Raw genomic sequence first — 12,596 nt, forward strand, 5'->3', positions numbered from 1 at the left:
ACTGTCATCGTTTGGAGAATCGCTGGCGTCAAGCGTTCCCGCATTCCGATATACGGCGCAGGCACCGTTTTGCGCCGTGGACAAAGTTTTATTGTGGCGACCGCCGCTTGACCTAACCTCAAGGGTTGGGTGATCAACAAGTCGAGCCATGCCATGCGTCATGCATTGAACGCAATGATTCTTGTCGTTTTAACGCTGTTCGTGACGATTGCCGGGACGCTGTCGGCGGCAGAGCTGCCAGAAACCGCAGTGCCCCGGGCCGGCATTGCAGCACTTGCCGTCTCGCCAAGCGAGCTGCAAGCCCTGCAACTGCGCCTGGATACCCTCAAACAGCAGGTCTCGCTGGTCGACAATTACAACCAGCTGGAAGGTCCGCAGGATCTGGTGCAGATATTCATTCTCGATGTCGATCGGCTGACCGCGGCGCTGCTGCCAGTACAAACTCAATTGGGCGCGCAACTGAGTGTGCTCGGTCCGGCGCCGGACGATGAGGTGGCGGCGGAACAATCGGAGATCGCCGCACAACGGGTCACGCTGACCGAGCAGAAACATAAGGTCGACGCCAGCCTGAAAACCCTGACCGCATTGAAAACCAGCGCCACCGAACTCATCACTCAAATCGCCGGGCTTCGGCGCAATTTGCTCGAAAGCGAACTGACGCTCAGCACCCGCAGTATTCTTAACCCGGGCTTCTGGTGGCCGGTCTTGACGCCGTCTGCCGATGACCGACAACGCCTGAGCGTGTTCTTTGTTCATGCCAAAGAAGCGCTGCGGCACGCCTGGCAACCCGGCCAGCGTCTCTTCACCTGCGCCTTGCTCACGCTCGCGCTGGTGGTCTGGACCTTGGGTCGTCGACTGGCGGAACGGGGGCTGACCTGGTTGTGCATTCATCGCGTGCCGGAAGGACGATTGCGCCGCAGTGCTCTCGCGCTCGCCTGCGTGGTTGCCACCGTGTTGACTGCCGGCGTGGCGTTGCACGTTTTGTTTTACGCGCTCACCCGGGACGCTCCGCTGCCCCCGATGCTCACGACATTTTCCCAGGAGTTTGAAAAACTCGCCTACACCTGCGTGCTGATCAGCGCGCTGAGCCGCGCCTTGCTGTCGACGCAACATCCCTCTTGGCGCTTGCCGACTATCGCCGATTCGGTGGCGCTGACGCTGAAACCTTTCCCACGCTTGCTTGCCGGGGTGCTGCTGATACTGGTGGCGATCATTCAGATGACCAACGCCGCGGGCGTGAGCAGCGGCATGGTGATTGCCGGGCGCGGTATCGTTGCACTGATTGTGCTGTTGATTCTGGTGGTGCTGCTGGTGCGTACCGGCAAGGTCCGCCGCCAGGCCGTGGCGTCAGGTGAAGCCGCCGAGGCCAGCACCACCTTCGCCGGTCTGCTGTACACGTTTACAGGGTTCGCCACGGTCATTGCCCTGTTGTCACTGCTGACCGGCTACATCTCGCTGGCGCGGTTCATCACCTATGAACTGGTCTGGGGTTTCATCGTTCTCTGTGGTTTCTACCTGCTGATGCAGTTGACCAAGGACGCTTGCGAATACCTGTTCTCGCCCAAAAGCCCCAGCGGCAAATCCGTCAAGCAGGTCATGGCCATTGAGGACCGTCGCCTTGAGCAGATCTCGACCGTGCTCTCGGGCGTCAGTCGCGCAGGACTGTTGCTGTTGGCGATCGTCACATTGGTGGTCGGCGGGGTCGGCACGACGCTGGGGCAGTTATTGACCAACGTCTTCGCGATCCTTGGCGGCGGTGGCCTGCGCCGCCTCAATATCATTCCGGGCCACCTGCTCAATGCGGTGCTTGCGCTGTTGATTGGGGTGTACCTGATCCGCTCGTTGCGGCGCTGGCTGGATGACGAGTTCCTGCCGAAAACCGATATGGACCCGGGCATGCGGGCCTCGCTCAGCACGTTGTTCGCCAATATCGGGTATGCCCTGGTGATTCTGATGACGCTGTCATCACTGGGCGTTGAGTGGACCAACCTGGCCTGGATCGTCAGCGCCCTGTCTGTGGGCATCGGCTTTGGTTTGCAGGAGATTGTGAAGAATTTCGTCTCCGGGCTGATCCTGCTGACCGAACGCCCGGTGAAGGTCGGTGACCTGATCAGCATCAGCGGCGTCGAGGGCGACATCCGCCGGATCAATGTGCGCGCCACGGAAATCCAGCTGGCTGACCGCTCGATCGTGATCGTGCCTAACTCGCAGCTGATTTCGCAGAACCTGCGCAACGTGACATTGGGCGGCAGCGCTCAAGGGGTGGCGTCGCTGGAATTGACCTTCCCGTTGGACATCGATCCCGAGCAGGTCAAAACCTTGCTGTACGACGCGTTCTGCGAACATGAAACCATCCTCGACAAACCCGAGCCGATGGTCCGCTTCAGCAAACTTTCGCCTGATGGTATTACCTTGACCGTCACCGGTTACGTCGGCAGCCCGAGAATCGTCGGCACCACCAAGAGCGATTTGCTGTTCGAGATTTTGAAGCGCCTGGGCGCGGCGGGGATTGAATTGGCGAAACCGGCGCCGGTGGTTTGACCATCAGCGCCAGCCACAAAACCACTGTGGGAGCGCCGCCGCATGCTCCCACAATTTTGCCCTCCGTTATTTAGGCTGGGCCACCGTGCGCAGATACGGTTTAACAGTAGTGAAACCCTGCGGGTATTTCTTTTTCGCATCCTCATCGGACACCGACGTCGGGATGATCACGTCGTCCCCCGGACGCCAGTTCACCGGTGTCGCCACTGTGTGTTTGGCGTTTAACTGAATCGCATCGAGCAACCGCAGGACCTCATCGAAATTGCGTCCGGCACTCATCGGATAAACCAGCATGGCCTTGATCTTTTTGTCCGGGCCGATGATGAACACCGAGCGTACGGTGGCGTTGTCCACGGCGGTGCGGGCGCCGCCGCTGGCATTGGGGTGGATCATGTCGTAGAGCTTGGCCACCACCAGATTTTCGTCGCCGATCATTGGATAGTTGACCGCATGGCCCTGGGTTTCTTCGATGTCCTTGGCCCAGCTGGAATGATTGCTGACCGGGTCGACGCTGAGCCCGACGATCTTCGTGTTGCGTTTGTCGAACTCCGGTTTCAGGCCGGCCATGTAGCCCAGTTCCGTGGTGCAGACCGGGGTGAAATCTTTCGGATGGGAAAAAAGGATGGCCCAGGTGTCACCGATCCACTCGTGGAAATGCAGCGGCCCTTCAGTACTTTCAACGGTGAAATCCGGTGCCTCGTCGCCAATACGTATCGTCATGCTCGCGCTCCTCGCTCTCAACGGTTGGGAAATCTGCGGAACACCAGTATAGAAGAGCTTCGCGACTTCGCCGGGCGGGCTGCCGGGCTACCACACACGTGTCAGCGAGTCTTCATTTGCTGCGCCCACTCCCGTGGACTGACACCGGTTTTGCGGCGGAATGCGCGGGCGAGTGCCGAAGGACTTTCGTAGCCGACCTCAGTGGCGATCAGCGCAATCGAGCGACCTTCACGCAGGCGTTTCTGCGCCAGACTGACGCGCCAGCTCAGCAGATAATCGGCCGGCGTCTGCCCCACCACCTGACGAAAGTAGTCCGCAAAACTGGCACGGGACATGTTCGCGCTGGCGGATAATTCGGCCACGGTCCAGGGCTTTGCAGGCGTGTCGTGCATGGCGTTCAAGGCGCGCGCCAGACGCGGATCAGCGAGTCCGGCGAGCATGCCGACGGCTTGCGTGCGATTGGCCAGCATGTGCCGCAACAGCTGGATCACCAGCAATTCGAACAAGCGATCCATCATCGCTTCGCGCCCGCAAATGCCATCGAAGGCTTCGTTGAATAACCACTCCAGCGTACCGGCCAGAGACGGCACGTCCCGCAGGTCCAGAATCAGGTAATCGGGCAAAGCCGCTGCCAGCGCATTGCCGGCGCCACCATCGAACGTCAGCGAGGCGCAGACCAGTTGAGTATCGGCGTGCTCTGATGCCGACAGCCGATGACGATAGGGTCGGGGGAAGAAAATCAGCGTGGGCGAAGTGAGGGAGATATCGCGCTCGTCGGCCAGTTTTAGGTTGAGCTCACCGCTGCGCAACAGGTGCAGATGCCCGCCTGATTGACTGCCGTCGAACGCCGTGACGCCACAGAAATCGCCGCTGTGAAAGGTCCCGGCGCTGACACCGAAGTGGCTAAGCAAAGTGGACAAACGATCCATCAGGGCTACTCCGAAGACAGTTTTGGACGATCTGTGCCATATCTTCGACGATTTGCAGCCGAGAGGCCAGCGTCACTCATTAGGATGAAGCCGTACCCAGCGCATCCCGCGCCTTCATTCCGGAGAATCACCATGAGCCGCATCCCCACCCTGAACCTCGAACAAGCCACCGATACCACGCGCCCGTTGCTGGAAGGCGTGCAAAAGAAGATTGGTTTTCTGCCGAATGTTTTCCAGACCCTCGCCCATGCGCCGGCCGTGCTTACCTCTTATATGCAGCAGTCGGCAACGCTGGGAAAAACGTCGTTGAGCGCTACTGAAAAAGAGGCGATTTTTCTCGCCACTTCTCAGGTCAACGGGTGTGATTACTGCCTGGCGGCGCACACGATGTTCGCCGGTAAAGCCGGGTTGTCTGCGCAGGATATTCTCGATGCGCGGCAAGGTCATTTGAACGCCTATGCCACGCTCGCTCAGCAGATCACCGAGAGCCGTGGCCATTTGAGCGGTGAGCAGATTGAAGCCGCGCGAGAAGCGGGCATCAATGATGCGAAGCTGATCGAAGTGATCGCGCATGTGGCCTCTCAGACGTTGACCAACTACCTCAACAACGTCGCATTGACCGACATTGATTTCCCCGCGATCAACGCCTGATCTGAACGATACCCCTATAGCGGCTGCCGAAGGCTGCGTCCGGCTCGGGCCACGATCGGACGCAGTCGTGTTTAAGCATCGCAGACACAGGTTTGCGCCTGTGTCAGGTACGGATTGGCGATTTCATTCAAACGTGGATTTGGGACGGGACATCAGTCTGGGGAGCTTCCATGGACGACTCACGGGGGCAAGCCCCCTCGCCACAAAAGCACTTGAGCATCCGGGCGCAATCAAATCCTTGTTGCAGGTGTGCGGTGGTTCTATTCTTCTTTTGTTTCCGGCAACCGGTGTTCGCGGCAAATCAGGTCGACTTCGATCACTTCCAGCGGCTCCTCCGTCAGCCCGCAAAACGATCCGCCCGTTACTGTTCGATGAAAGCGGCAACTGCGGAAAAGCGAACTGGCGAAATCCTACGCGCGACAGTTCCTTGATGAACAAGTCGTTCAGGAAGAAGATATTGCGCTGAATGAGTGCCGGTTCTGTCACGTCGAACCGACGAATCCGCTGGTGGCCGAGGCGATCAGCAAGCACGGTCACTTCATCATCAAACTGCAGGGTTGCCGGGAGTAATGTCATGAACGCGTATCAGCCTTTGAACTGCGACCTCCACGACTACCTGGAAATCGCGTGTCTGCGCGGCTATCGACTGGACATCGAGTTGATCGACGGCGGTCGTCTGGTCGCCAAAGCGCTGACCACACGGACCTCCAGTACCAAAGAGGAATTTCTCTGCCTGGAGGCGGCGGATGGGCCATTGGAGATCCGCCTGGATCAACTGTTGGCGATCACGCCGCTGGATGACAATGCACAGTTCAAGCGCGTCGAACTTGCGGGTGGGAGCTGTTCTATCTAGCGTTTGCCATGCAACGGACGCAAGCCCGCCTCCAAATTTTGGAGGCGGGTTTTCTGGCGAATGCGATTGGGTATTCAGTTTTGTTGGTGCCTGGCAGTCAGTCATCGCGAGCAAGCTCGCTCCTGCAGAATGCGATTGTGGGGGCATGCCGGGCATCGCCGGCGGCGGGCGTCTATAGTTAACGGCCTTGGGGAAACGCACAAACTCCGCTGCCGCAGGTGCTGCCATGAAACTCACCGAACTGACGTTGTTGCTTGCTTTTGCCCTGAGCGCAACAACCACCGCTTACGCCGACGAAAGCCTGACACCGACGACTGACTACAGCAGTAACATCATTTATTACGGCGACAACCAGCCTTTCGCTCACCCCGCTCCGCCGAGCCTGAGTACGGTGCCGCCGCGCACGTACATTCCGACCGCGCCGCAGGATTTCATCCCGATCGCCAGTGAGCACGTGTTCACCGATTCACGCCTGCCGACGGTGGCCGACACCAGCGTTCGCGTGTTCATACGCTCCTACGACGTGGAGCGTGGCGTGTATGTCAACAAAGAGGTCGTCGACCCCACGTGCCTGCTGGCGTGCCTCAGCCGCCAGGGCCCGGTGGATCCGGTTTACCACTGACGTTTGTCCGGGCGCGCGAGGCCGAGTTTTTCGATGCGATAGCGCAACATGTCGCGACTCAGGCCCAGCAGGCGTGCGGATTTGGTGACGTTCCAGTCGGTCTTGTCGAGCATCTTGCGGACCATGTCGCGCTCGACTTCCGGCAGGTTCATCGACTCGTTGCCGCAGTACACCGGACGTGGCTCGTGGTGCTGGGCTTCCTGCATTACAGGCGGGTCGTCGACCAGGCTCAGGCAGACGTTCAACTGGTGCGCGGCAATGGTATCGCTCTGCGCCAGTAATACGGTTTGCTCAAGCATGTTGCGCAATTCGCGAACGTTGCCCGGCCAGGTGTAACTGAGCATCAGCGATTCGGCCTGATCACTGAAATGCAGGTGCGGTTTGCCATAACGTTTGCCGTGGATCGCCAGGAAATGCCGGGCCAGCACCAGGATGTCTTCGCCGCGGGCATACAGACGCGGCACTTTGATCGAAATGATGCGCAGGCGGAAGAACAGGTCGCGACGGAATTTGCCCTGCTGGACCATCTGCTCGAGGTTGCAGTTGGTCGCGCTGATCACGCGCAGATCGACCTTGCGTTCTTTCACCGAGCCGACCCGGCGAATGGTCCGGTCTTCCAGCAGTTTCAGCAGTTTGGCTTGCAACAGCAGGTCCATCTCGCCCACTTCATCGAGAAACAGCGTGCCGCCATCCGCCGCCTCGACCAGGCCAACGCGACGGTCCTTGGCATCGGTGAATGCACCCTTCTCGTGGCCGAACAGCTCCGACTCCACCAGATTGGAAGGGATCGAAGCACAGTTGAATTCAATGAACGGGCCTTTGCTGCGCGGGCCGTCAAAGTGCAGGGCACGGGCGACCAGTTCCTTGCCGGTGCCCGTCTCGCCTTCCACCAGCACGGGCGGCAGGTCGGCGTTGGCCATCCGCCGCTCTGCGTCGAGCAATTGGCCGATGGTGCTTTTCAAATATTGAATAGGCGCCGAGTCGCCGATCAAAGCCTGGACACCTGACTTCTGCGCCTCGCGTTCCTGATAGAACGACAGCGTGCGCTCCATTCGTTCGGTCGCCAGGGCCTTGTCCAGCAACAGCTTGAGCTCCGGCAGCGCCACCGGCTTGGTGACGTAATGGAACGCGCCTTCTTTCATCGCCACCACGGCGTCTTCGACGTTGCCGTAACCGGTCATCATGATCACTTTCAGATCCGGCGCGCTGATGCGCAGTTTCTGGATCAGGTCGTGGCCGCTCATGCCCGGCAGCGAGTTGTCGGTCAGCACCACATCGGGCGCAAAGGTGTTCAATTGCTCCAATGCATTCTCGGCCGAGTGGCAAACCGTCACCTCGAAGTCTTTGCGCTCCAGATAGGTCTGTATATTTTCGGCGAGCAGTTCGTCATCCTCGACCAGCAATATGCTGCGCTCCATATTCCCCTCCGGTTGCCACCATAAAGTTGAGACTGACGCGGGTTCCTTCCTGCTCCTGGCTGGTCAGTGCGACCGAGCCTTCGAACCGCTCCATAATGCGTTTGACCAAGGCCAGGCCAACGCCCAGCCCGCCCTGTTTGGTCGTAAAAAACGGTTTGAAGACCATCTGCTGATGCTGTTTGCTCATGCCTTTGCCGGTGTCGCTCAGGGTCATGCTCACCTGCCCCGCATGCGGCGAATGAACCGCGATGGTCAGCACCCCACCGTCGGGCATCGCTTCCAGCGCGTTGGCAAACAGGCTGTTGAGAATCTGCGTGAGCAGCACGCGCTGGCTGACCACTGGCGGACAGGCCTGCGGCGTGAAACGCACCTCGACGTTCGACCGTTGGATCAACGCCGCGAAGGCATTCAGGGTGTCCTCGATGGCCAATACCAGGTCGACCGCTTCATGGTCATCATTCATCGGGCGCAGCGACACTAGCAATTCGCGAACCCAGCGCGACATGCGATCGACCTGCTGAATGATGTCGCCGATGTTTTTCTGTGAGCTCTGGCTGGCGATTTCCTGGGCGAGTTCGGCGCTGGAGCGAATGTTCGCCAGCGGATTTCGCAAGCTGTGCGCCACCGCCGAGGACATCTCGCCCAGCGCCACAAACGTCTCATTGGTGATCAACTGCTGCTGCTGGCTCTCCAGCAGTTTGGCCGCGCGCCGGACAATCCAGAACAGCGCCAGGTAAATCGCCGCGCCGCCCAGTACGGTCGCAAACCAGATCGCCTTGAACCCACGCTGAATCCGCGCGACCAGGTCGACCGGCTCCTTGTAGATTTCGACCATCGCCACCACTTTGCTTTTGTCGGCGTTGAACATCGGGATGTAGTTTTCGATGAACAGATTTTCCGGCTCGCGCAACAGGCGCTGTTCGGGGCGTTCCTCGACCATTTCATGGTAGCTGGTGGACACCGATTCCTTCATGGCGAAGGACTCCTCCAGCTCCTCATCGTCTTTGATGTTCACGCCAATCAACTCAGGGTTGGTCGACCAGACGATGGTGCGATCTTCGGCGTACACCGTCGCCAACAAAATGTCCGGCAGGTGCTCCACATGATCGAGAAACTCGACGCGGGCGGAGGCGCGGGTGGCCGGTTCGACATCGGGGTAAGCCTGGTCCTGGCGCGGATCGAGCATTTCGCCCATGGTTCTGTCGGGGCTGATTGAGGCATGACGGATTTCGGCATCGCCCATGGCCTGAATAAATTGCGCGGTCAACATTGAATCGCGCTCGACACTCTCAGTCACCACGAAACGCGTAGAAATGTAACCAAGACCCAGCGCCACAGCCGCAATGATGAAAAAGCTGCCGAAGGAAAACCAGCGCAGCAAGTTGAACCGGCCACGCCAGCCCGGGCCTGGGGCCATCAGCCTGGCAAAAGCAGGAAATTGTCGTTCCAGTCTTTGCATGAGGTATGTCCTGAATGCCAACCAAACCTTCGCAGCCGTGTTTCGGTTCAGTGTAGGTGGCATTGAACGTGGAGGACGGTCCAACTGAAGGTATTCGCCGCTACTGCTCACGGGGTGGGCAGGGTCGAACAACCGCCTGGAGAACGCCGGCTTCCTGAGGCTTTGCAATTACCTCGCCAGGCGTGGGATGGGCTATCGATAGAAATTAATTCCTGTATAAACAACAGGTTATCGCTTTATCTGATTGATCCAAGACCGGGGAATGTTTCCCCACTATTGGGGGAAACCTGACCCGTTTTCAGGGAGCCGTTTGAACGTCAGTTGCACACAGGTCCCCTCGCCTTCGCGGCTTTGCAGGCTCACCGAGCCGCAACAGCGCTCCATGATTCGCTTGACCAGCACCAGACCGACGCCGAGACCGCCCTGTTTGGTGGTGAAAAATGGTCGGAAAGCCATGCGGCGTTGCTCTTCGTTCATGCCTTTACCGGTGTCGCTCACCCTCACGCTCACGTGCTGGGCATCGCTTGATTCAAGGGTGATGGTCAGTGTGCCGTCCTTGTCCATGGACTCCACCGCGTTGGCCAGCAGGCTGTTGAGGATCTGCGTCAGTTGCACATGCTGGCTGAGGACCATCGGTGTTTCTTTTGGCTCGAATATCACCCGCACCCGGGCCTTGGCGATCTGTTGCTCGAAGGCCATCAAACTGTCGTGCAGCGCCGCGACCAGGTTGACCGGTTCGACCTCGTCCTGCATTGGCCGCAGCGACTGCAGCAACTCCCGGACCCACTTCGACATGCGATCGACCTGGCCGATGATGTCGTTGATGTTCTTCTGCGCCGGGCCGCTGTCGAATTCCAGGGCCAGCTCGGCGCTGGAGCGAATGGTCGCCAGCGGATTGCGCAAACTGTGCGCGACCGCTGATGACATCTCGCCGAGTGCGACAAAGGTTTCATTGGTGATCAGCTGCTTTTGTTGCGCCGCCAGCAGCACCGCCGCACGCCGCACGATCCAGTACAACCCCAGGTAAATCAGCCCCCCGCCCAGCGCGGTCGCGAGCCAGATCAGCACCAGACCGCGCTCCATGCGATCGATCAGGTCCTTGGGCTCCTTGTAGATCTCGACCATTGCCGTGACCGTGTTGCCGTCAGCATCAAACAGGGGAATGTAGTTCTCGATAAAGATGTAGTCCGGCGGCGTAATGAATTTCTGCTCCATGCGGGTTTCGTCGACGCTGTGATAACTGGCCGACACCGCGGTTTTCGAGGCAAACGCGTGGTCGAGGTCTTCATCGCTATGGATCGTGGTGCCCATCAAGGCCGGATTGGTCGACCAGATCACCATGCGATCAGGCGCGTAGATATTGGCGAGAATTACGTCTGGCAAGTGTTCGATATGGTCAAGGAACTCGCCGCGGGCACTGGCCCGGGCCAACGGGTCGACATCGGGATAATCGCGGTCTTTTCGCGGATCCAGCAGTTCGCCCATGGTGCGTACGTTGGGAATCGACACATGGCGTACTTCCGCCGAAGCAATCGCGCGGATGAACTGCGACGTTAACAGTGCATCACGCTGCACGCTTTCGGTAATCACGAACCGCGTGGACACGGCGCCCAACGCCACGGCCACCGTTCCGATCACCGCCATGCTGATCAGCGAAAACCAGCGCAGCAGATTGAACGGCTGCTTGCGCGGACTCAGCTGATTGTCAGGCTCCCCGGACGGCAGCGCTTGCGTCGACGTAGTCATGGGCGTTGTTCCCGACGATTCCCCAATAGGGTTATAGCCCAGAGTCGGGTTTTTGCCCGGTTATGGGATTGCCGACATCCCCCACCCTCCCCACCTGACCCCAACCCTGGGGCCCATGGCCCGTTCGGGCCAAGCGGAAACTGCAGGCATATCAGCCGCACAAGCCTCTATCCCGGGCCTGAAACAGGCGTTTTGCGCGGTTGGTATGGAAGTTGCCGATACCCTCGCAACTGGCCCATCCCCACGGGACAGGCATTCCGATAGAGGGAATACACATGCACCCTTTACTGTCCAAAACTGCGCTCGCTCTTGCCGTGACCGCGCTGACCCACGGGGTGGCCCAGGCCGCTTTGTTTGCCGTCGATCCCGGCCCCTATTTGCCCGCCAATGGTTCTTTTGCCGCCTGGTATCAGGACACCCACGGCCGCACCCTGGATCTGTGTTTATCCAAAGCGGTCAGCTCCCGGGCACCCGGGGCGCCAGGTGCTCCGTCGTACATGTGCACGCTGCTGCCGACGCCGGGCGTGTTTGACGACGCCGAGCCGATCGTCTTCCCGACCAACTTCCCCGACGAATCCTTCTGGTTTACCGCTGACGCGACGATTATCGACGCCGGCCGAGGCATCGATCTGGAATTCGGCACGGCCATCGAGGCGGCGTTTGCCGCTGAAGAACCGGTCGAAGGTGATCAGGTCAGCTTTGCCCGTGTGCGCATTCGGGTCGACGTGCCCACCGCCGGCACCTATGTCGTCACTCACCCTTACGGCGTCGATGTGTTCGACGTGCCGGCAGGTGGCGACCGCGCGATCAATATGACTCGTGACATCGGCATCGGCACACCGAAAACCTACGACGGCGCCTTGCGCGGTGATGTGGGGCCATTCCTGCGCAGCGTGAACGGCCCTTACACCGAGACCAATCCGCTGACCGGTGCGGCCGAGCAATACATCGGCGACCCGAACCTCCAGGAGGCCGTCACCGGCAGCCCGTTCAACACCGACTTCGTGCGCATCGAAGGCCCTAACGGCCTCGACCTGCGGACCACGCTGTTCGGGATCTCCGGCAAGTTGTCGACGGTGGTGCGACCTACACCCATGATCACCGAGCGCAGCACGTATTCACGCAAGGCCGGCGACAGCGCGCCGGTCGCTCAGCAAGACGTGTTCGTGAAGGCCCCGCCGCCACCGGCCACCGTCACCTTGACCAGTAATGACCCGGTGCTGAACCTGACCGAGGCCGACACCACCGGCAACTGGTACGCGCAATCCTCGGTCAACCCGAGTCTGCCAAGCACCTTGCAATTGACCGCGGATAACCACGTCGCCATTGCGACCAGCACACCAACCACCCTGTCGATGGCGCTGATCGACCTGGTGGTGATCCAGCGTGCCGAATACAGCCTCAGCTCCGGGCAACTGACGCTCGTGGCTTCCACCAGCGACGAAACCTCACCCCCCGTGCTCACCGCCACGTCCGGCAGTGGCGCCGCCATCGGAGCCCTCAGTGGCGAAGGTGCGGTGAAAAGCCTGGCCACCGGGATCTCGCCGATCCCACCGGCCAAGGTTCGGGTGACGTCATCCAATGGCGGCAGCGATACCGAAGAAGTGGTCATCGTGCAATGAACACTCACATGCCCAGATTCGTATCAGGAGGCATC

11 protein-coding genes are annotated in these 12,596 nt (G+C 59.7%); 5 read left to right on the forward strand and 6 right to left on the reverse strand.

The genetic code is table 11. From position 1 onward, the window contains the following. The first annotated feature begins 153 nt into the window (after positions 1-153). Positions 154-2,541, forward strand: a complete 2,388-nt coding sequence (locus tag ACYZTS_RS22210; RefSeq protein WP_461992089.1) for a DUF3772 domain-containing protein — start codon at positions 154-156, stop codon at positions 2,539-2,541. Positions 2,542-2,607: 66 nt separating this feature from the next. Here ACYZTS_RS22210 and ACYZTS_RS22215 read toward each other — a convergent pair whose 3' ends face one another. Next, complete coding sequence (locus ACYZTS_RS22215; RefSeq protein ID WP_028623798.1) at positions 2,608-3,261, reverse strand: peroxiredoxin; 654 nt, start codon at positions 3,259-3,261, stop codon at positions 2,608-2,610. Between the two features lie 101 nt (positions 3,262-3,362). Further along, the gene (locus ACYZTS_RS22220) at positions 3,363-4,190 is read right to left on the reverse strand and encodes an AraC family transcriptional regulator (RefSeq protein WP_461992091.1); all 828 of its coding nucleotides are present in this window, start codon (positions 4,188-4,190) and stop codon (positions 3,363-3,365) included. Positions 4,191-4,322: 132 nt separating this feature from the next. Here ACYZTS_RS22220 and ACYZTS_RS22225 point away from each other — a divergent pair, with 132 nt between their 5' ends. Beyond that, entirely contained in the window at positions 4,323-4,841 is a 519-nt protein-coding gene (locus ACYZTS_RS22225) for a carboxymuconolactone decarboxylase family protein (protein WP_028623800.1), read from the forward strand. A 123-nt stretch (positions 4,842-4,964) separates the two neighbouring features. Here ACYZTS_RS22225 and ACYZTS_RS22230 read toward each other — a convergent pair whose 3' ends face one another. Next, positions 4,965-5,417: a hypothetical protein gene (locus ACYZTS_RS22230; protein WP_461992095.1), complete on the reverse strand. Its 453-nt coding sequence runs from the start codon at positions 5,415-5,417 to the stop codon at positions 4,965-4,967. Here ACYZTS_RS22230 and ACYZTS_RS22235 point away from each other — a divergent pair. Together ACYZTS_RS22235 and ACYZTS_RS22240 are read left to right on the forward strand one after the other, a co-directional pair. Further along, the gene (locus tag ACYZTS_RS22235; protein ID WP_028623801.1) at positions 5,416-5,694 is read left to right on the forward strand and encodes a Rho-binding antiterminator; all 279 of its coding nucleotides are present in this window, start codon (positions 5,416-5,418) and stop codon (positions 5,692-5,694) included. The two genes, ACYZTS_RS22230 and ACYZTS_RS22235, sit on opposite strands and share 2 nt — an antisense overlap. A 226-nt stretch (positions 5,695-5,920) precedes the next feature. After that, the gene (locus tag ACYZTS_RS22240; protein ID WP_028624283.1) at positions 5,921-6,316 is read left to right on the forward strand and encodes a hypothetical protein; all 396 of its coding nucleotides are present in this window, start codon (positions 5,921-5,923) and stop codon (positions 6,314-6,316) included. On the opposite strand, the gene ACYZTS_RS22245 is transcribed toward ACYZTS_RS22240, so the two are convergent. The 3 genes from ACYZTS_RS22245 to ACYZTS_RS22255 form a co-directional block, all read right to left on the reverse strand. Beyond that, a complete protein-coding gene (locus ACYZTS_RS22245; protein ID WP_461992098.1) occupies positions 6,307-7,734 on the reverse strand; it encodes a sigma-54-dependent transcriptional regulator in 1,428 nt (475 codons plus the stop codon). The two genes, ACYZTS_RS22240 and ACYZTS_RS22245, sit on opposite strands and share 10 nt — an antisense overlap. Next, positions 7,703-9,193 carry a sensor histidine kinase gene (locus tag ACYZTS_RS22250; protein WP_461992100.1) on the reverse strand — a complete coding sequence of 497 codons (1,491 nt, stop codon included), beginning with the start codon at positions 9,191-9,193 and terminating at the stop codon, positions 7,703-7,705. The genes ACYZTS_RS22245 and ACYZTS_RS22250 overlap by 32 nt, the downstream gene beginning before the upstream one ends. Before the next feature lie 273 nt (positions 9,194-9,466). After that, complete coding sequence (locus tag ACYZTS_RS22255) at positions 9,467-10,939, reverse strand: sensor histidine kinase (RefSeq protein ID WP_461992102.1); 1,473 nt, start codon at positions 10,937-10,939, stop codon at positions 9,467-9,469. Between the two features lie 275 nt (positions 10,940-11,214). Between ACYZTS_RS22255 and ACYZTS_RS22260 the strand changes: the two genes are divergently transcribed. Beyond that, the gene (locus tag ACYZTS_RS22260; protein ID WP_461992104.1) at positions 11,215-12,561 is read left to right on the forward strand and encodes a hypothetical protein; all 1,347 of its coding nucleotides are present in this window, start codon (positions 11,215-11,217) and stop codon (positions 12,559-12,561) included. Positions 12,562-12,596 lie beyond the last annotated feature (35 nt).

The sequence above is a fragment of the Pseudomonas sp. TMB3-21 genome, assembly GCF_054898145.1.

Excerpts from the sequence above, each read along its gene's own strand:
- ACYZTS_RS22210 (WP_461992089.1), top strand. The coding sequence starts at position 154 with ATGCGTCATGCATTGAACGCAATGATTCTTGTCGTTTTAACGCTGTTC.
- ACYZTS_RS22245 (WP_461992098.1), bottom strand. The coding sequence starts at position 7,734 with ATGGAGCGCAGCATATTGCTGGTCGAGGATGACGAACTGCTCGCCGAA.
- ACYZTS_RS22240 (WP_028624283.1), top strand. The coding sequence starts at position 5,921 with ATGAAACTCACCGAACTGACGTTGTTGCTTGCTTTTGCCCTGAGCGCA.
- ACYZTS_RS22225 (WP_028623800.1), top strand. The coding sequence starts at position 4,323 with ATGAGCCGCATCCCCACCCTGAACCTCGAACAAGCCACCGATACCACG.
- ACYZTS_RS22250 (WP_461992100.1), bottom strand. The coding sequence starts at position 9,193 with ATGCAAAGACTGGAACGACAATTTCCTGCTTTTGCCAGGCTGATGGCC.
- ACYZTS_RS22230 (WP_461992095.1), bottom strand. The coding sequence starts at position 5,417 with ATGACATTACTCCCGGCAACCCTGCAGTTTGATGATGAAGTGACCGTG.
- ACYZTS_RS22215 (WP_028623798.1), bottom strand. The coding sequence starts at position 3,261 with ATGACGATACGTATTGGCGACGAGGCACCGGATTTCACCGTTGAAAGT.
- ACYZTS_RS22260 (WP_461992104.1), top strand. The coding sequence starts at position 11,215 with ATGCACCCTTTACTGTCCAAAACTGCGCTCGCTCTTGCCGTGACCGCG.
- ACYZTS_RS22220 (WP_461992091.1), bottom strand. The coding sequence starts at position 4,190 with ATGGATCGTTTGTCCACTTTGCTTAGCCACTTCGGTGTCAGCGCCGGG.
- ACYZTS_RS22235 (WP_028623801.1), top strand. The coding sequence starts at position 5,416 with ATGAACGCGTATCAGCCTTTGAACTGCGACCTCCACGACTACCTGGAA.
- ACYZTS_RS22255 (WP_461992102.1), bottom strand. The coding sequence starts at position 10,939 with ATGACTACGTCGACGCAAGCGCTGCCGTCCGGGGAGCCTGACAATCAG.